We start from the raw sequence: 21,111 nt of genomic DNA on the forward strand, positions 1-21,111 counted from the left end.
TCTAACAAAATATTTTAAACTCATTAAGTTTATTTTAAGTTTTTTAAAAAATCAAACATTAAACTAACCTTACAAATGAAAACGAAATAAAACATTATTATTAAAATATAGACTAAAAAAACAAAATAATATTAAAAAAAGACTACATAAAGACATCTAATTTACTAATTATAAAAGAAAAAATATCGTAAAATAAAACTAGTCTACTATTTTATATAAAATACTTTCCAAAGTCACTTTACTCAAGAGCTACCTATAGCAACTACAATATCTCCATAAAAGTTCTGTAAGTATAGTATCTCAATTTTTCTAAATAAAAAAACCCATCCAAAATTTGGATGGGCTTAATATCTAAAATCTTATGGATTTTGTGGTCTCAATTGACTATTTGCATTAATCTCTGAGATTGGGAATTGATATCTTAATCTATCAGACCCCGCAGGAATATCAAATTTAGTACCAGGAACAATTCCATGATTACTTTCTATTAATTTTCCGTTAACTGTAACAGCTTTAGTTCTATCCAAACCTACTTTCCATCTAATAATATCTGTAAAAGCAAATCCTTCACCCCACAATTCAATCCTACGTTGTAAACGAATTTCTTGTCTTAAAGATTCTCCAGAAAATGCATTAACATTATAGTCTTCTTGACGAGTTTTCATTAAGTTATCTAACGCGGTCTTAGCTCCACCCTCATCTCCGCTTTCAAATGCAGCTTCTGCATAATTTAATAGCATCTCAGACTTACGCATGTAGATATAATCCCCCATAAAACGCGATGGATCAACAAATTTCAAATTTGAATACATTGCTAAATTATTTGCATCCAAAGTCACTCCAAGAGATGGACTTACTAGAGTTTTCTTTCCATCATAAAACCAATCCTTACGCTTATCTTTATCATTAATCTGTGCATATAAACGAGCGTCAACCATCTTTGTAATATCATTAAATGATCCATAACCTTGATTCTGAGTATCCATATGTGAGAAGAAAGATGCCCAGATAGTTGTACTACTACCATCAATATCAGATCCCCACATTACATCAGGATTATTAATATTTGAGAATCCATCATTTACAACACCAAAGTCTACAGCACTTAAATTTTCTCCTAATGCTTTAAATGCATAATCTTTCGATTTCACCCAATCACCAGTATGTTGGTATACTCTAGACAACATACCACTAACAACATATTTATCTATGATACCTTTATTTGGAGCTACATATCCATTTAATAATTTATAAGCTTCTAACAAATCACTCTCTATTAATTGGTACACCTCTTTAGAAGGGACTCTATTAAGCTTTTGCTTTAATTTTCTATCTCCCTCGTGATCATAATACTCGTAAGGTATTCCCATATCTCCATTAGCAAAAACCTTCATCAAATTGAAATTCGCAAAACCACGCAATGCTAATGCACGAGCATATACTGTACTATTCTTAAAATTATCATCATATTTAGCAATAGACTGCATTATTAAGTTTGCATTATGTGCCAATTTACTATAATAATAGAAATGCATTTTAGTTCCTCTTAAACCTTCTACACGCATTTGATATGTATAATGAAATACAAACCAAGCGTTTCCTCCAAAGACCATATCTTGTCCCATTGCATCCATAGTTATATCTATAGATTTTTGTCCAAAGTCCTCGTGTGTACCAGTCTCACCTATATTTGATGCTCTTGCTGTGTAATATGCTCCAGCCTCTATACTTTCTGGCAATAATAAAGCTGCTTCAGGAAACCTAGCAAGTTTGTCTATTTTTTCATCTGAAAATGTAGATTCTTGATCTGTTTTTGTAAAATCGTCACTGCATGATGCCGTCATTATTAACCCAACAACAGCTATAGAATAAAATATTTTTTTCATAATTAAAAAGATTAAAGTGATAAATTCACACCAAACATATAGGTTGAGTATAAACTATATCCTGAACCATTAGTTCCATTAAGATTTAACCTTGGATCATACCCTTTACGTTTAGACCAAAGTACTGGGTTATCGATTAAAGCATAAACCCTTAAACTACTAATACCAAGAACTTTAGTAACCTCTGGTTTAAACTTATACCCTAAAGTAACATTTTGTAAAGACAAATAGTCAGATTTTATTAAATGCATAGTTGAACGACTGTATGCACTATTAGCATCACTAACATACAACATAGGCATACTTCCATTTACATTTTCAGGAGTCCAAGCATTTGTATAATCTTTGTGCAAATTCTGTCCTGCTTTTAAAGCAAAATAATTATAATATTTTGCATCCATACCGTACCCACCTACTTGGTAAGCAAATGCTGCATTTAAATCAAATCCTTTATATTCAACATTTAATCCAAATCCACCATATAACTTAGGTAAAGCACTTTTTCCAATATTTTGATCAGTTGCAGCATTCCAATCTTCTACAACAATTCTCTCTCCATCTTTACCAATCTTAATAAATTGAGCATTACCGTTTTCTTTATTGACACCAACATATTCTTTCATATAGTAGTCATAAATAGACCCACCTGTTTCACGAATAAATTGTCCTGCAATAATACGCTCTTGTTCAGCAGGTAATTTTGTGATTTTATTTTTGTAATGAGTAGCATTTACATTTAACGAAACTCTAAGGTCATTTGTTCTAATAACATCTCCTGTTAAAGTAACCTCAAACCCTTTATTTGTCATATTACCCGCATTATATGGCATACTTGATACACCTGTTGTCATAGGCTTGGGTACATAAAACAACATATCATCAACTTTACGTTCAAAATATTCAGCATCTACAGTCAATCTTCCATTTAATACAGTCCCCTCAAATCCAACGTTAAAGTTTTTGTTCTTCTCCCAAGTAATATTCTTATTTCCTTGGAATGTTTGTGTAATAACTATAGGAGCTCCGCCATCAAAAGAAGGCATAACTTCCCATTTATCTTGATATGGGTTCATGGTACCTAAGTTATCATTACCTTGTTCACCGTAACTAATTTTAAATTTTAAGTTATCTAACCATGAAACATCCTTCATGAAATTTTCTTTTGAAACCATCCAAGCACCACCAACTCCAAAGAAAGTTCCCCATTTATTATCTGGATGAAAATAAGAAGAAGCGTCTCGTCTTATACTTGCATTAACAAAATATTTATTATCATATCCATAGTTTAATCTAGCAAAGTACCCCTCTAATGTATACTCCTTATTACCACCTGTTGCCTCTGCTACAACAGCTGCATGATTTATATAAGGGCTATCAGGGAATAATAAGTTTGTTCTATGTACAAACATATCATCATCATTCTTAATCATTGTCTCATGTCCTAACAAGATATCAACAGAATGCTGTCCAAACCACTTACTATAACTTAATAACTGCTGATTTGTAACAGAAAAAACTGTTCTATCTGTTTGATAAACTCGTCCATTAGGAATAGTTCCTGAACCATATGTAGGGTTCTGAGTTTGTCTCAACATAGAATTGTAAAAATCTCCAGACAACACATATTTAAATGATAAACCATCATATAAGTTTACATTAATATATCCTGTACCAAACAACTGATTAATAGTGTTTTTTCTATGATTATTTATACCCTCAGCATACGGACTAGATCCAGATCCAAATGGTCTACTAAATGGTGAAATTTTTCCCGCTCCATCATCGTATAAAACATCTCCTAACTCATTTCTCATAATATTTCCAGTCTTATCATAAGCATGAACCGGATAAATAGGAGCAATTATATTAGTCCAGAAAAAAGGATCAACAAAAGCAGAACTACCACCTGTAGCATAACCTCCACCCATTGGATCTTTCTGATTTATATTTGAGTAACTTAAGCTACCTCCTACATTAAATGTCTCATTTATTTTAGAATCAATATTCATACGAGTCATTGTTCTAATATATGATTGTGTATCAACAATACCATCATTAGAATCATGTCCAAAAGATAAATAATACTTAGTATCATCTGTACCACCAGCTACACTTATATTATTCTGACTTACAACTCCACTTCTATAAACATAATCATCCCAATTTTCATGATATAGTAAAGACGCATTAGGGTTAAAAGTACCATCTGGCAATACCACTTCAGTATTCGCAACATTATAAATATTATAACCTAATCCCGAACCACGCGATGAGGCAGCTATACTTCCATTTCGACCTATTAAATTCGCAGAAGCATAACGTCCTGCATCCTTCCAGTCTTCTGCACCTGCACGTAAATAAGTTCCTCTTAATGCTTGATGATAACCTTTATAATACTCTGAAGGACTTGTTAATCGATCATACTCACGATAATTCTTATCAGCTATTCCAATCTTAGAGTCAACTGTTACTTTAACTTTACCACTTGCTCCCTTTTTTGTTGTTATAATGATAACCCCATTAGCCCCTCGATTTCCATACAGAGCAGCTGCTGAAGCATCTTTCAAGAAAGATATATTATCAATATCCGCCGTATTAATAGAATTCATTGTTCCATTATACGGAACACCATCTAATACAATTAGAGGATCTGCAGATGCAGAGATAGATCCAACTCCACGAAAACGAATAACTGGTGCTTGACCTGGTGCTCCTGAGGCATTATAGATCTGAACTCCTCCTACTTTACCAACTAAACCTTGAGTAACGTTAGTAGCTACGACATTTTGAATTTCCTCGGCTTTAACTGTAGCAATAGACCCTGCAACTGACGCTTTACTTTGTGTACCGTAAGCAGTTACCACAATAGCATCTAACTCATTGCCAGAATCCCCTGTCATAGAAACATTATATACAGGTGCATCACCCACCTTATGAGTAACATCATTCATACCAACAAAAGAAAATACTAAAACATCTCCCTTTTGTACATTTAAACTATAATTACCATTTAAGTCTGTCTGAGTACCTTTATCTGATCCCTTGATCATTACTGTAACTCCTGGAAGTGGTAATCCTCCCTCACTTACAACTCCCGTAAGCTTCTTGTCTTGTGCATAACCTGCGCTTACCGAAAGTAATAGCAAACTAGCATAAAACCAATTAAGTCTAGATTTCTTCATTAATAACATTGATTAGTTAGTATGACAAATCTAACAAAATATTTCACATTAGTTAAGTTAATTTTAAGAAAACACAAACTCAAACAAGAAAAATAACTACTTAAAAACCTAAATACAACAAATAAACAAAAATATTTAACATAAAAAATAACTAATTAATACAAACAGAAAACAATAAATAAAGATTAATACAAAAAAAACCCATAAGAAATTCTTATAGGTTTTGATATTTTAAAAATTAAAATGAATTATTTCTCGGGTTCTCTAAGAATAACATAATCAAACTTAAACAACTTAAAAGTATCTTTCCCTTTAACTTCAATACGTGTAGGTAAACCAAACTCATGAGAGGCAGTCGTTTTAAATGTATATACTACTCCTGTCTTTCTATTAGTTGCCGTATCCATAATATTCTTAGAACTTTGAATAAAACGAATAAACTCACCACCTGGGACATAATCCAATGTCAAATTATACTCACTGTAAACAAAAGGATTACTTCCAACTCCATAAGTATAAGTAAACAATTCCCCTGTTTGATCAGACACAGAAGTCACATTACCACGGTTATCATAACTATAAGTATAAACTTTATCACTACTAGATGCCTTAACTACATTACCGCTTGAATATTCATACACAAAGGAACTCTTCTTACCTGTCAAATCATTCAAATAATCATTTTTATAAGAAGCTATTAATTTATCATACTCAACTCCTTCATCTGTTGTTATAACAATTGAATTTAAAGCATTATTCTTCAAATAATCAAATTCATATTTTAACAATGGTTTAGAAGGTGCTTCTAATTCATTATAATTCTTATACTCAGATATCTTTCTTAATTTTAAGAAATTATTATACTCAATATCATATCTAGTTTCTACTAAATGCTCTTTATTTCCGTCACTACTTACCGTCATACGAGCGACCTTAACGAAGTCCCCTTTATTAGGATCTGGTTTATACGGCTCATTATCACTAGAGTTACACGACACACCAATGCTCCCCAGTATCACTGTGAACAAGGCTATTTTTACTTTTTTCATAATATTTGGTTTTATTAGGCGCAAAATAACTCATTTTGTTGAATAAAAAAAGGTTGTTTTTCAACAACCTTTTCTTTATAATTATCCTACTGGATTCTGTTTTAAAGCTCCATTAGAAGCATTAAAAGTATGAATCGGGAATTGGTAAGTAAACTTAGCACTTGGATATTTGATATTAAGTACTCCTCCATCTAATGTATGGTTTGTACCTTCATAATCACGTTCTAAACCAACTTTCCAACGTTTCATATCAAGTAATCCAAATCCTTCACCCCAAAACTCAATACGTTTTTGTTTTTGGATTTCTTTAAATAACTCCTCTCCTGATAAGTTAGCAGCATATTTATCATCACGAGATTGCATGTACTCTTTTAACATTTTCAAAGCAGTACCTTCATCACCTAATCTATAAGCAGCTTCCATATAGTTAAAGAACATTTCTGTCTTTCTCATATAAGAATAATCACCTAAGAAAGCAGTAACATCTCTAAACTTAGTATTTAAATACTTAGGTAATACTTTTCCTACAGGCTTACCATTAGAATCTACCTCTTTCCAGTGTACACTATAATATCTTGTAGTTCCATCAGCAAACCACTCTACTTTACGTTTATCAGTAGCATTCATACCATCATATAAACGTCTATCCACAGATTTTTCAGTATCACTTGGTTTTGCATAACCTACATTAAATGAATCCATATGAGAGAAATAAGAAGCATAAGTAGTTGTTCTACCTCCATCTATATTAGCACCCCACATCCAATCTAAGTTATTTAACTCAGCAAAAGTTCCATTATTAACAACTTCAAAGCTATTAGGAGTTAAATTACCATCTAAAGCTAATTCCGCAAATCTTTTAGCTTCAGCAAAATTTTCAACGTATAAATAGTATCTAGATAAAATACCAGCAACAATATTCTTATTTAATTGTTCTTTTGTTGCTGCATTTGGAATACTTTTAAGTACATCATAAGATTGTAATAAATCACGTTCAATCATTTTATTTACATCAACAATAGAAGCACGACTAAATGTATCAACAATATTACCGTCCGCATCTACAATTTGAGTTGGAACACCATCACCATCATAACCGTATAATTGTATTAAATACAAATAAGCATATCCTCTAATACCCAATGCACGAGCATAAACTGGATTATCCTGGAATTTGGTTGGCTGAGATTTAACAACTAAACTAATAGCTCGGTTAGCAGTATTTACAACTCTTGTAAAATAGTTGTAAATAATACTTGTATCATAAGACTCTAAACGATCATCATAATTATATGAATATGTAAACCAGTTATAACGTTTGTACATAACATCGTTACTCATACCATCCATCATAATCTCTATTGACTTCTGACCAAAATCAGCATGTCCTGTACTACTACCTACACCTGATTTACGTTGTATAAGTTGAGTAGAGTTTCCAATATTATTAGCCATCGATAATGCTAACTCAGGATTAACTCCCATCTGCTCAATAACCTCTCCTGATACACCATCAGTTTGGCTATTCTCTGTAAAATCATCAGAACAGGCACCTAACATAAGTAAGCTACCTAGAACTAAACTAGAATATAAATATTTTTTCATTGTTTCTTGTGATTAAAATTGAAGGTTAATTCCAAATGCATAAGTAGAATACAAGTTATATCCTGTTCCAGATAAACCTGTCACACTTAATCTTGGATCATATCCTTTACGTTTTGACCATAAAGCCACGTTATCAGCAACTCCATAGATACGTAGACGATCTAAACCTAACTTAGAAGTTACTTCTTTAGGGAATGTATAACCTAAAGTAAGGTTTTGTAAACTTAAGTAGTCAGATTTAATTAATGCTAAAGTAGAACCATTATATGCACGAGTATTAACATCTACACGTGGCATAGATCCTTGTTTTGTAACTGGATCCCAAGTTTTACTAAAGTCATTGTGCAAATTTTGACCTGGTTTTAATGCGAAGAAGCTAGTATATTTTGTATCATATCCATACCCTCCTAATTGGTAAGCAAAGTTAGCTCCAAAGTCAAAGTTTTTATACTCAACATTTAATCCAAAACCTCCATATACTGATGGTAATGGTGACTTATCCATTTTCTGGTAAGTTGCAGCATTCCAATCTTCTACAATAGTTCTCTCTCCTGTTTTCTTATCTACTTTAATGAACTGCGCATTACCATTTTCTTGATTAACACCTACATATTCTTTTAAGTAGTAATCATAGATAGATCCACCTTCTGTACGGATAAATTGTCCAGCTACGATTTCTTTTTGCCCTTCAGGTAAAGAAGTAATTTTGTTCTTATAGTGAGTTCCGTTGATATTTAAACTAACTTTTAAATCTTGTGTACGAACAATTTCTCCAGTCAGGTTAACCTCTACCCCTGTATTTTTCATATTACCAGCATTCATTGGAGTTTCTAATACCCCCGTAGAAGCAGGAAGTGGAACCATGAATAACATATCATCCACTCTTCTTACGAAATACTCAGCATCAACAGAAATTCTACCATTTAAGAAAGATCCCTCAAAACCAGCATTGAAGTTTTTATTTTTCTCCCATGTAATATTTTTGTTTCCTTTAAAGTCTAATAAAATCTCTAAAGGAGCATTAGGATCTACAGATGGGTTAATAATCCACTGATCTTCGTATGGGTTCATACGTAACAGGTTATCATTACCTTGCTCACCGTAACTAGTTTTTAATTTTAATTGGTCAATCCAAGTAATATCTTTCATGAAGTTTTCTGCTGAGATTACCCAAGCTCCACCAACTCCAAAGAAAGTACCCCATTTATTATCTGGGTGGAAATAAGAAGAAGCATCACGTCTAATACTAGCATTCACGAAATACTTATTATTATATCCGTAATTAAGTTTAGCGAAGTATCCTTCTAATGAATAAATTTCTTTTCCTCCTTCAGCACTACGTATAACACCTGCATGGTTGATATAAGGGCTATCTGGGAATAACATATTAGAACGTTGAACGTATAATCTGTCTTTATCTCTTCTCATAGTCTCGTGACCTAATAAGATATCAACAGAGTGTTGTCCGAACCATTTGTTATAGTTTAATAACTGTTGGTTAGTCACTGCAAACATTTTATTATCACGTTGATTTACACGTCCTTTTACAACGTCTCCAGAACCATAAGTTGGATTCATTGTATAGCGAATAACATCATTTTGATAATCAGCAGAAATAACATATTTAAATGTTAATCCGTCTGCAATTTTCATATCTAAGTATGTAGAAGCAAAAACTTGATCAGTTACTGTCTTTCTGTAATCATTTAATCCTTGCGCATAAGGGTTAGAGTTACTACCAAAAGGTCTTACTGTTCCTGTTAATTTCCCTGATCCATCATCATATAAAGCATTACCTACTTCATTATACATGATGTTTCCACTAGCATCATAAGCATGTACTGGGTATATAGGAGCAATTCTTGCAGACCAATAGAATGGGTTGCTTAATCCTGTATTATTACCTCTTACGTATTCACCTCCTAATGGGTTTTTATTTTCAATATGAGCATAGCTTACGCTTCCACCGATTTTGAATGTTTTATTGATACGAGAATCAATATTTAAACGACCAGTAGTTTTCTCATAATTATTAGTCTCAACGATACCTTCGTTTTTATCATGTCCTAAAGACAATAAAAACGTAGTATCATCAGTACCTCCAGAAACACTAATATTATTCTGTGTAAATAATCCATCTCTAAAGAAGAAATCATCATAAAGCTCGTGATATTTCAACTGAGCGTTAGGGTTCATTCTACCAGTAGTAGGGTCGATTAATTGGTTATTAGGAACATCATAGATGTTATATCTTAATCCTAATCCACCTGTGATTAAGTTATTACTAGCGATTAAAGAAGCATCAGCAATAGAAGACCCAGTATTGATAGAGTTATTTCTCATAGCTGCATAATAAGACTCGTAATACTTAGCAGGATTAGTCATCTTATCATAATCTCTAAAGTTTTTGCTATTAATACCTACTTTAGAATCTACAGAAACTCTAGTTTTCCCTGATTGACCTTTTTTTGTCGTAACGATAATTACCCCGTTTGCCCCTCTATTACCATATAAAGCTGCAGCAGAAGCATCTTTTAAGAAAGAAATATTATCGATATCAGCATTATTAATAGACGCTAACGTACCATTAAAAGGAACACCATCTAATACGATTAATGGCTCAGAACTCGCAGAGATAGAACCAATACCTCTAAAACGAATAGTAGCACTCTCACCTGGCGAACCACTGTTATTCATAATCTGAACCCCAGCTACTTTACCGACTAACCCTTGAGTAACATCAGCAGATGTAACGTCTTTAAGTTGCTTTGTATCAACTACTGCAATAGATCCTGCAATAGATGTTTTACTTTGCGTACCATAAGCTGTTACGACAACCTCATCTAGCATCTCTTCTTCCGCAGCCATAACTACGTCATACTTAGAAGCTGTAGACACTTTATACTCCTTATCGTTCATTCCGATAAAAGAATATACTAATACATCTCCAGGTTTTACCTTAAGAGAGTAGTTTCCATCTAGATCTGTTTGAGTACCCTCGTTAGTCCCCTTGATTACCACGCTTACACCTGGTAATGGAAGTCCACCTTCTGATACTACTCCAGATAGAGTCTTTTCTTGTGCAAAAGAAGTTTGCACAGCTAGCCCTGCTGCCAGAGCTAAAGTCCATCTTAACTTAGAAATCATTATTAAATTGAATTAGTTAGTTCACAAATCTAAAAAAGTAATTAGATAACCTAACCTCAATACCAATTATTAACAATACAAGCCAACCTTATTCACAATACATTAATTAATATTCAAAATATTAACAATTAAAAAATATATTAAATCAAATAAATCAACAACAACACTATATCAAAACAATTGTTTTTTTAACTCATTGCTAAAAAAAACAAAATTGACTTATTTTTTTTAACAATTAAAACCTACAATACTAGTAAATACGCCTTGTTACCTAAAATAATTCACTAATAAACTAACCATTTTTTAACAAAACATTGAACTAAGAACTATAAAATTTATCATAAGATTCTCTGTAACTATCCAGCTTATATTATTTACATTTGCGATAATTAAAAACGAAACTTCAGATGTTATTAAAAAATTTCTCAGAGTTTAGCTTAGAAGCTGGTACTGACGAAGCTGGTAGAGGATGTATCGCTGGCCCTGTAACGGCTGCTGCTGTTATACTCCCACTAGACTTTATCAATGAAGAAATAAACGATTCTAAAAAAATCACCTCTAAGATACGATACAAACTCCGAGATATCATAGAAGATCAAGCATTAACTTATAAAGTAACTCATCTGCACGAAGATGTGATCGAAGAACTAAACATCTTACACGCTTCTATTAAGGCGATGACTCTTTCTGTACTTGACTTAGACCCTAAACCAGAGTTTCTTATCATAGATGGTAATAAGTTCACTCCTATCCCAGATTTACCTCATCAGTGTATTGTCAAAGGGGATATGAAATATCTAAGCTTAGCAGCTGCCTCTATATTAGCGAAGACGTATCGAGATGACTATATGGATAAAATCCATGAGGAATTCCCAATGTACAATTGGAAAAAAAACAAAGGATACCCTACTAAAGAACACAGAGAAGCTATTGCGAAATATGGTCCTTGTAAATACCATAGAATGTCTTTTAAACTTCTACCTGATCAATTAAAACTAGACATATAATAGCCTATACGCTATATACTATAAGCACACTTCGGTGTGCTTTTTTATTAACAACATTTCACTACAGTCTACACACTGTCTCTTTTAATTCGTCATAATGTATTTAACCCAGAATCAGTGATAGACAGATAAACGAAAAGTAATTATACAAAATAGCTCTGAATTAGTGATACAAGCATACTATAGTATGGTTGTAGAGCTAATGAAAGAGATATGAAGTAGAATTACTTTGTAGTATTTGACTAACGCTTATTCTAGGTTTAAGATACCTATTATAATATACTGATAATATACTGATAAGATACTAATCCGATAGTGATCGCATAAAAAATAGGCAAAAACATGCGAGCACTATCCCATAACTATGCGACCACTATGCGATAACTCCCAAAATAGCAGATAAAAAAATAACCTATTCTGTAGATAGAATAGGTTATTGATTCATATTTTGAAATTGCAATAAATCGCTTAAGAGAAGATCTTATTCACTGCATTAATCGTGTAATCTAAATCTTCGTAAGTCAATGCATCTGTAATAAACCATGTTTCATACGATGATGGAGCGATATATACTCCTTCTGCTAATAGTCCATGGAAGAACTTCTTAAATGTATCGTTATTACCATACCCTGCTGTTTCGAAATCAACTACTTCTCTTTTGTCAAAGAATACAGAGATCATCGATCCCACACGGTTAATCGTATAAGCTACGTTATTATCTGTTAATACCTTGCGCATACCTTTTTCTAAATAAGCTGTCTTTTCTTCAAGACGTTTAAATAGATCAGCATCTTTATTAATTTCTTGTAACATCGTAAGACCAGCAGCCATAGCTAATGGGTTCCCAGATAGTGTTCCTGCTTGGTATACAGGCCCCACTGGTGCAAGGTAATTCATAATTTCATTACGAGAAGCAAAAGCTCCTACTGGCAATCCTCCTCCAATTACTTTACCAAAAGTAACGATATCAGCATTCACACCGAATAATTCTTGTGCTCCACCTTTTGCTAAACGGAATCCTGTCATCACCTCATCAAAGATCAATAGTGTACCATGCTTATCACATAGTGCTCTTAATCCTTCTAAAAATCCTTTAGCTGGAGGTACACATCCCATATTACCGGCTACTGGCTCGATGATGATCGCTGCTACTTCTCCTTTATTTGCTTCTAGGATAGATTCTACATTACTTAAATCATTATAGTCAGCAAGTAATGTATCTTTTGCTGTACCAGCAGTTACCCCAGGACTATTAGGAGATCCGAAAGTAACAGCTCCACTTCCAGCAGAGATCAAGAACGAATCTGAATGTCCGTGATAACAACCTTTAAATTTAATAATCTTCTCTCTATCTGTATACCCTCTAGCTAATCTGATAGCACTCATACAAGCTTCTGTACCAGAATTCACAAAGCGTATTTTATCAATATTAGGCACCATAGATACAGCTAGCTCTGCTATCTGTGTCTCTATTTCTGTAGGCATCCCGAAAGAAGTACCTAATTTTGCTTTTTCGACTACAGCATTAACTACTGGCTCATAAGCATGTCCTAAGATCATAGGCCCCCAAGAGTTAATATAATCTATAAGTTTATTACCATCTTCATCGTATAAATATGCTCCTTTAGCCTCTTTAACGAAGATAGGAGTTCCTCCGACAGATTTAAAAGCACGTACTGGAGAGTTTACTCCTCCTGGTATCACTTTCTCAGCTTCTGCAAAAAGCTTACTACTTCTTTGGTATAACATATTATTTTATTTTTAAAGTTTGACCTATTGAAAGGTTTGTTCCTGTTAATTTATTCATTTTCTGCACCTGTGCTACAGTCGTATTATATCTCTTAGAGATAGAGTATAATGTATCACCTTTTTTCACTACATGTACAGTCCCTTTACTCTTAGTACTAGACTGAGTAGACTTCGATGTAGATTTAGTTTCTGTTACTGTAATCGGCTTATCAGTCGTTGTCGCTACTGTTCTAGGTCTTGGCCCTGTCACAGTCTTGTTTAGCACCTCAGCATCGTATTTATACAGTTCATATCGTTCGATAAGACTGATCAGTTTATCAGCATATCTAGGATCAGTAGCATACCCAGCACTCTTTAGCCCTACTGCCCACCCTTCATAGTCATCTTTTTCTAATAAGAACAGATCACTATAACGTCCTCTATTCGTTAAGAATAGAGAGTGGTCTGTATAAGACTCATTAGGATTACTATATTTTCTAAAGCATTCGTCTGGGGCATCATCTGTATGGCGCACAGACTCACCGTCCCATCCTTGATGACATTTAATACCGAAGTGGTTATTAGCATTTCTACTCAGTGTACCTTGTCCTGATCCAGATTCTAATACCCCCTGAGCTAACTTAATACTAGCAGGGATTCCGTATGTCTTCATATTATCTTTTGCAGCATCTTTATACGTAAGGATATAGTCACGTATCATATCAGTAGTCACACTTAGTCTAGACGTAGCTTCTAAGACCTCACTAGAGCTTCTCTTCTTCTCTTCTTTTTTTCTATCTACTTCATTCTTCTGAAGCTTATCTCTATACTCAGACTTAGACACGAGTTCTTTTTCTTTTACTTTTTTCCCAGTAGGAGCAGGATATCTCTTCGTAGTTAGAGCCTTACTCTTAGGCATTGGAGTTTTCTTGCTAGCACACCCAACAAGAAAGACCATACAAATAAAAAAAATGATTCTTCTATACATACATTACTATTACTAAATTTTAATCTTTTCGTTCCAACCTTGTAAGCCACCAGTGTGTATTACAAGTATTTTACTATTATCCTTAAATCTTCCTTTCTTAATCTCTTCTAATACCCCGTATATCATCTTACCATTATAAATAGGGTCAAACAAAACGCCTGTTTGTTTATAGAGCTCTCTTAAAAATGATAACAACTTCTCATTATACTTAGCATATCCTCCGAAGTGATAGTCTAAGACTAGGTCCCAATTATTGTTAGTAACAAACTTACGAATATCCTCATATAAAAAGCTTCCTTTAAGGGCAGGAAAGCCTAATATTGTTTGATTCTGATGAGAACTGTTAATAATACCTGCTATCGTCCCCCCTGTTCCTACAGCTGTACAGATATAATCAAAAGCCTCGTCACCTTCTTTTAATATTTCTTCAGTCCCCTTTATCGCCTCTTCATTGGTTCCTCCTTCTGGCACTAAGTAAAAATCTCCATACCTAGCTTTTAGTCTATCGATGATCTCTACCGCTCCTTTATTTCTATAATCCGTACGAGTCAGAAAGCCTAATGTCATTCCATCCTCTACTGCCTTCGTTAGTGTTGAATTACCTGCGTAGTTATTCTCTAGCTCTTCGCCTCTAATGATGCCTATCGTCTCTACTCCACAGATACGCCCTGCTGCGGCAGTAGCTGCTATATGGTTAGAATATGCGCCACCGAATGTCAAAAGCTTACTATATCCTAACTCTTGCGCTTTTAAAATATTGTACTTTAATTTTCTAAACTTATTACCTGATACTTCCTCATGTAATAAATCTTCTCTTTTGACAAAAATAGTAATCCCGCTAGGCAATTCTACTTTTAATTGTTCATTATATACATTCTCGTTCTCAAACATTGTTTCTATTTCTTAAGAATGAATAAAGTCTTCTCGTTTTTAAATACTCTAGATTGTGTTCATATTGATACGCTTCTTTCTCAAACAAGTTCTTTCTATATGCCTTCTTCACATCCTTAGTCTGAAAATAACGCCATACAAAATCTAAAACATACCAAAGGTAAAAGAACACGATCAACAGCTCTACTTGTTGTCTTAGATGGATGCGCTCATGGTTTAGCAAATAACGATCTCCTTTAGATTCTGCTGATCTTAAAATAATAAAGGGAAACAATGTTATCCCTTGATATCCTTTAGGAACTAAATATTTACAAACAACTACCACTCGCTTTTTTTAGAACTTTTTAATAATCGAGATATTAATTTTATCCAAGTTTATTACTATCTTCCCATCAGTTTTACTACAGCTAGTGTAATAAAGCGTCAACGTAGCAAAAATAGTTAATGATTTGGCTAATTCACTAGTATTTAAATAAAAATTAATAACAAACAAAAAATTATAAAAATGACTTTTCAAGAACATATTTTACAAGGGATACCGACTGTGTTACCTCCTAAGAAAGAGTATGATTTATCTATCAACCACGCTCCTAAGAGAAAAGAAATCTTATCAGATGATGAGAAAGTACTAGCTCTTAAGAATGCGCTACGCTATTTCCCAAGTGAGAATCACAGCACACTTATCCCTGAGTTCAAAGAAGAACTTGAAAAGTACGGAAGAATCTATATGTACCGTCTACGCCCTGACTACAAGATGTATGCTAGACCGATAGATGAGTATCCTGGACAATGTCTACAAGCGAAGGCGATCATGCTGATGATCCAAAACAACCTTGACTATGCTGTAGCTCAACATCCACATGAGTTAATTACTTACGGAGGTAACGGGGCTGTGTTCTCTAACTGGGCTCAATATCTACTGACGATGAAGTATTTAGGAGAGATGACTGACGAGCAGACGTTAGTAATGTATTCTGGTCATCCTATGGGACTATTCCCTTCTCATAAAAATGCGCCTCGTGTAGTAGTGACTAATGGTATGATGATCCCTAACTACTCTAAACCGGATGATTGGGAGAAGTTCAATGCGTTAGGTGTGACACAGTATGGTCAGATGACCGCAGGTAGCTATATGTATATAGGCCCTCAAGGTATCGTACACGGGACAACTATCACAGTGCTAAACGGTGGTAGAAAAATAGCTAAAAACGGAGAAGGATTAGCAGGTAAGTTATTTGTAACATCAGGTCTTGGAGGGATGAGTGGTGCTCAACCAAAAGCAGGAAATATCGCAGGATGTATTACAGTATGTGCAGAGGTAAACCCTAAAGCAGTACACACAAGACATTCTCAAGGCTGGGTAGATGAAGTAGTAACTGATATCAATGCTTTAGTCGTTCGCGTTAAGAAAGCACAAGAGAATAAAGAAATCGTATCTATCGCATACCAAGGTAACGTAGTCGATATATGGGAAGAATTTGACAAACAAGATTTATACATAGACTTAGGTTCTGACCAGACTTCTCTTCACAACCCTTGGGCAGGTGGATACTATCCAGTAGGTGTTGCTTTTGAAGAGGCAAATGACTTAATGGCTAATAACCCAGCTAAGTTTAAAGAACTAGTACAAGAGTCACTAAGACGACAAGCTACTGCTATTAATAAACATACCGCTAAAGGAACTTATTTCTTTGACTATGGAAATGCCTTCTTATTAGAAGCTTCTAGAGCAGGTGCTGATGTTATGGCAGCTAATAATATCGACTTTAGATACCCTAGTTATGTACAGGACATTATGGGACCAATGTGTTTTGACTACGGATTTGGGCCATTTAGATGGGTATGTACATCTGGAAATCCAGAAGATCTAGCGAAAACAGATGAGATCGCTTGTGAGGTATTAGAAGAGATGATTAAAAACTCTCCTGTAGAAATACAACAACAGATGGCTGATAATATTCGCTGGATAAAAGGAGCTCAAGAAAATAAACTAGTAGTAGGGTCACAAGCTCGTATCTTATATGCGGATGCTGAAGGACGTATTAATATCGCAAGAGCATTTAATGATGCTATTAAAGCAGGTAAGATAGGCCCTGTAGTATTAGGAAGAGATCACCATGATGTATCTGGTACAGACTCTCCATACAGAGAAACGTCTAATATCTATGATGGTTCTAAATTCACAGCTGATATGGCTATCCATAACGTTATCGGAGACAGCTTCAGAGGAGCTACTTGGGTATCTATCCACAATGGTGGTGGTGTAGGTTGGGGAGAAGTAATCAACGGAGGTTTTGGTATGTTACTTGATGGTACTATTGAAGCACAAAAAAGATTAGAGTCAATGTTATTCTGGGACGTTAATAATGGAATCGCTAGAAGAAGCTGGGCAAGAAATGACGAAGCTATTTTTGCAATAAAAAGAGCAATGGAAGTAGAGCCACTTCTAAAAGTGACTATTCCGAATATAGTAGATGAAAACTTATTGAAATAACAATTAAAACAATTTCACTCATGAAAGCTATTAAACTATTACCTCTAGCTCTATTGATGTTATTTATAGCATCATGTAGTAGCGTTAAAGTAACAGCTGATTATGACAAAGCTGTGGACTTCAAACAATACAAAACGTATGCTTTCTTTAAAGAAGGTATTGATCAAGCAAAGATTAATGACTTAGACAAGAAGAGAATTCTAACTGCTATTGATAACAATCTTACTGCGAAGGGTTTTACAAAAGCTAGTAGCAATCCTGATTTTGTTATTAATATTTTCACTAAAGCGTCAAAACAAGTCAATGTGACAACTCATAACAACTTCTATTCTCCTTATGGATATTATGGTTGGGGATGGGGACCATATTGGGGACCTAATAATACGACAGTGTCAACTTCTATAGAAGGAACACTTTATATAGACGTTCTAGACACAAAGAAAAAAGCGTTAATCTGGCAAGGAATAGGAACAGGATACTTAGACAATGCACCTACTCCAGAGAAAAAAGAAGAGAGAATACACGAGTTTATCGAAAAGATATTAACTAAGTTCCCTCCTACTCTAGAGAAGAAATAATTCTTCCTATAGATGATATATACAGAGGCTTTCCTTTAAAGGAGAGCCTCTGTTCGTTTATAGTTTCCTAAAGAATTATCTTAATGATTTGATTAAAAACACAACAATAAGGTATTCTGAGTGCCTATCGTCCATTGTTTTTATTATATTTACGACAAACAATAACAAATTTCATTTATGAAAACACAAGAATATGAAAGTAACGACTTGATCGAAAGATTACCACAGCATTTAAAACAATTTATCAAACCACAGAGTTATCAGGATTATACACCTATTAATCAAGCTGTGTGGCGCTACGTTATGCGTAAAAATGTTGATTATCTATCTAAAGTTGCTCACGAATCATATCTTGACGGTCTAGCTAAAACAGGTATTTCTATAGAAAGCATTCCTAGTATGTATGGAATGAATAGAATATTAAAAGAAATTGGTTGGGCTGCTGTAGCAGTAGATGGCTTTATACCACCGAATGCCTTTATGGAGTTTCAGGCGTATAAAGTACTTGTTATTGCATCAGATATTAGACAACTAGAGAATATAGAATACACACCTGCACCAGACATTATACACGAAGGGGCAGGACATGCTCCTATTATCGCTAATCCAGAGTATGCTGAGTATCTAAGACGCTTCGGAGAGATAGGCTGTAAGGCTATTTCTTCAGGTAGAGATTATGAGATATATGAGGCTATCCGCTTACTGTCTATTTTGAAAGAAGCTGAAGGTGTAGATCCAGAAGAAATCAAAAAAGCAGAAGAGCAAGTAGATTATTTACAAGGCATAACAGAAGAACCTTCTGAGATGGCACTTATCCGTAATCTACACTGGTGGACAGTAGAGTATGGATTAATCGGTACTACGGATAACCCTAAGATATACGGAGCAGGCTTACTATCTTCTATCGGAGAGAGTGCGTGGTGTATGACTGATAATGTAAAGAAACTTCCTTACAGTATAGAAGCTGCATACCAAGGCTTTGATATCACTAAACCTCAACCTCAGCTATACGTGACTCCTGACTTTGCTTACCTAAGTGAAGTATTAGAAGAATTTGCGAATAAGATGGCTTTAAGAAAAGGAGGTTTAATGGGAATAAACAAACTAATAGATTCTAAAGCCTTAGGTACAATAGAACTGAATACAGGACTACAGATATCTGGTGTATTCACACGTGTAATTGAACACGAAGGTAAACCTGCTTATGTACAGACAACAGGAAACACTGCTCTAGCATATAGGGAGAAAGAGCTAGTAGGACATGGTACAGAGACACATCCACACGGATTTGGTACTGCATTAGGTCGTTTAAAGGGAATCAACCTTGCTATCGAAGACATGAGTCCTAGAGACCTTAAAGCTTATAACTTATATGAAGGCAAGCCAGTAACCTTAGAGTTCGAAGGAGGTATCACCGTATCTGGAACCAATATCACAGGTATTCGTAATATACATGGAAAGATTATTCTGATTAGTTTTAGTGATTGTACAGTGAAGCACAATGACGAAATACTATTCCAACCAGAATGGGGTACGTATGATATGGCTGTTGGTGCTCATGTGATTTCTGCTTTCTCAGGACCTGCTGATTACCACAGTTTTGATCTAATCAATCATGTTCCTTCTAGCCAAACAATCAAAGCAAAAAGAGACGAGAGTAAAATAAAGCTCGAAAACTTCTACCAAGAAGTTAGAGCCATGAGAGAAGAGAATAAATCAACTGATTTAAACAACGTATTAGATGTTCTAATCAACGACTACCCTTCTGATTGGTTGCTGACAGTAGAAATACTAGAACTTGCTAAAAAAGCTTCAAATACAGCATTAGCTGAAAAAGCAATGAGCCACCTTAAATCTGTTCAAACAAACAGACCTGAAGTAGCTCATTTAATCAAAGACGGTATAGATATTATTCTAAAAAGCTTATAAAGCCATATCTAATACTAAGTCTTTATCACTTTGAATAACGTTACCTTGATACTCTAGTTTCCAACCTAGAGTATTGGTAACTATTAATATTTTAGAAAGTTCACTGATAAGTCGATTCTCTGCATTCGATTTTAAAGTGGACTTTTCTATTTTATCTTCTAAGTCTTTCTTCACTTTCGCATTAATCTTATTGTAATCATCACCTTTAAAAGGGTTGAAAGTACTCTGCTCTACATCTAATATTTTATAATCAGGATAGATATTTACTTCCGCTTCTGGGATATATATTAATTGCACTACCTTATTCTTCTCATCGATCTGATATTGAAGTTGACTCAAATCATATGCTACAGTAGCCTTTGCATTAATAATAACAACAGCCTTCTTGTCAAAAGAAAGCATATTTAAAAAGTACTTCTGCTGATCCTTATATGTCATTACTTGTGAGAAGGTAGCTTCTGTCACTACTAGTTTACTCACATTTTTTAACTGCTCTTGGATTAGAGCTGTATTGTATTGCATATCATCTTTACGCTCTTTCACAGAACTGTTATACAAAACAACTCCTGCAAACATAAAGAAGAGTACTATAAATATACCGAAGAGTACGCGCAATAACTTTCTCAT

General features: G+C 34.2%; 14 protein-coding genes. 4 read left to right on the forward strand and 10 right to left on the reverse strand.

Annotated features, from left to right (window positions below; genetic code table 11):
* Positions 1–359 precede the first annotated feature (359 nt).
* The 5 genes from MPR_RS15985 to MPR_RS16005 all read right to left on the reverse strand — a co-directional run bounded on the left by MPR_RS15985 (position 360) and on the right by MPR_RS16005 (position 10,869).
* Positions 360–1,886 carry a RagB/SusD family nutrient uptake outer membrane protein gene (locus MPR_RS15985; protein WP_041894268.1) on the reverse strand — a complete coding sequence of 509 codons (1,527 nt, stop codon included), beginning with the start codon at positions 1,884–1,886 and terminating at the stop codon, positions 360–362.
* Between the two features lie 11 nt (positions 1,887–1,897).
* Positions 1,898–5,068 carry a SusC/RagA family TonB-linked outer membrane protein gene (locus MPR_RS15990; RefSeq protein WP_158438877.1) on the reverse strand — a complete coding sequence of 1,057 codons (3,171 nt, stop codon included), beginning with the start codon at positions 5,066–5,068 and terminating at the stop codon, positions 1,898–1,900.
* 248 nt (positions 5,069–5,316) lie between these two features.
* Positions 5,317–6,117 (reverse strand): hypothetical protein, encoded by an 801-nt coding sequence (locus MPR_RS18975; protein WP_235280465.1) that lies wholly within the window; start codon positions 6,115–6,117, stop codon positions 5,317–5,319.
* 81 nt (positions 6,118–6,198) lie between these two features.
* Positions 6,199–7,722 carry a RagB/SusD family nutrient uptake outer membrane protein gene (locus tag MPR_RS16000; RefSeq protein WP_041894271.1) on the reverse strand — a complete coding sequence of 508 codons (1,524 nt, stop codon included), beginning with the start codon at positions 7,720–7,722 and terminating at the stop codon, positions 6,199–6,201.
* A gap of 12 nt (positions 7,723–7,734) precedes the next feature.
* Positions 7,735–10,869, reverse strand: coding sequence for a SusC/RagA family TonB-linked outer membrane protein (locus MPR_RS16005; RefSeq protein WP_052472760.1), 3,135 nt, complete (start codon positions 10,867–10,869; stop codon positions 7,735–7,737).
* 407 nt (positions 10,870–11,276) lie between these two features.
* On the opposite strand from MPR_RS16005, the gene rnhB reads away from it, so the two are divergent.
* Positions 11,277–11,876 carry a ribonuclease HII gene (gene rnhB, locus MPR_RS16010; RefSeq protein ID WP_041894274.1) on the forward strand — a complete coding sequence of 200 codons (600 nt, stop codon included), beginning with the start codon at positions 11,277–11,279 and terminating at the stop codon, positions 11,874–11,876.
* A 468-nt stretch (positions 11,877–12,344) separates the two neighbouring features.
* Here rnhB and hemL read toward each other — a convergent pair whose 3' ends face one another.
* From hemL to MPR_RS16030, 4 genes are all read right to left on the reverse strand, one after another.
* Positions 12,345–13,625 carry a glutamate-1-semialdehyde 2,1-aminomutase gene (gene hemL / locus MPR_RS16015; protein WP_041894276.1) on the reverse strand — a complete coding sequence of 427 codons (1,281 nt, stop codon included), beginning with the start codon at positions 13,623–13,625 and terminating at the stop codon, positions 12,345–12,347.
* A 1-nt stretch (position 13,626) separates the two neighbouring features.
* Positions 13,627–14,523, reverse strand: a complete 897-nt coding sequence (locus tag MPR_RS16020) for a glucosaminidase domain-containing protein (RefSeq protein ID WP_041895600.1) — start codon at positions 14,521–14,523, stop codon at positions 13,627–13,629.
* 81 nt (positions 14,524–14,604) lie between these two features.
* Complete coding sequence (locus tag MPR_RS16025; protein WP_041894280.1) at positions 14,605–15,483, reverse strand: 1-aminocyclopropane-1-carboxylate deaminase/D-cysteine desulfhydrase; 879 nt, start codon at positions 15,481–15,483, stop codon at positions 14,605–14,607.
* Complete coding sequence (locus tag MPR_RS16030) at positions 15,476–15,808, reverse strand: hypothetical protein (RefSeq protein ID WP_041894283.1); 333 nt, start codon at positions 15,806–15,808, stop codon at positions 15,476–15,478. The genes MPR_RS16025 and MPR_RS16030 overlap by 8 nt, the downstream gene beginning before the upstream one ends.
* A 180-nt stretch (positions 15,809–15,988) precedes the next feature.
* Here MPR_RS16030 and hutU point away from each other — a divergent pair, with 180 nt between their 5' ends.
* The 3 genes from hutU to MPR_RS16045 all read left to right on the forward strand — a co-directional run bounded on the left by hutU (position 15,989) and on the right by MPR_RS16045 (position 20,484).
* On the forward strand, positions 15,989–17,977 hold the full coding sequence (hutU, locus tag MPR_RS16035; RefSeq protein ID WP_041894285.1) for a urocanate hydratase: 1,989 nt from the start codon (positions 15,989–15,991) through the stop codon (positions 17,975–17,977).
* 20 nt (positions 17,978–17,997) lie between these two features.
* On the forward strand, positions 17,998–18,555 hold the full coding sequence (locus tag MPR_RS16040) for a DUF4136 domain-containing protein (RefSeq protein WP_041894288.1): 558 nt from the start codon (positions 17,998–18,000) through the stop codon (positions 18,553–18,555).
* A 177-nt stretch (positions 18,556–18,732) separates the two neighbouring features.
* The gene (locus tag MPR_RS16045) at positions 18,733–20,484 is read left to right on the forward strand and encodes an aromatic amino acid hydroxylase (RefSeq protein WP_041894292.1); all 1,752 of its coding nucleotides are present in this window, start codon (positions 18,733–18,735) and stop codon (positions 20,482–20,484) included.
* Here the strand turns inward: MPR_RS16045 and MPR_RS16050 are convergent.
* Entirely contained in the window at positions 20,479–21,111 is a 633-nt protein-coding gene (locus tag MPR_RS16050) for a DUF4230 domain-containing protein (RefSeq protein ID WP_041894294.1), read from the reverse strand. The genes MPR_RS16045 and MPR_RS16050 overlap by 6 nt on opposite strands.

This window comes from Myroides profundi (genome assembly GCF_000833025.1).
Classification (GTDB): domain Bacteria; phylum Bacteroidota; class Bacteroidia; order Flavobacteriales; family Flavobacteriaceae; genus Flavobacterium; species Flavobacterium profundi_A.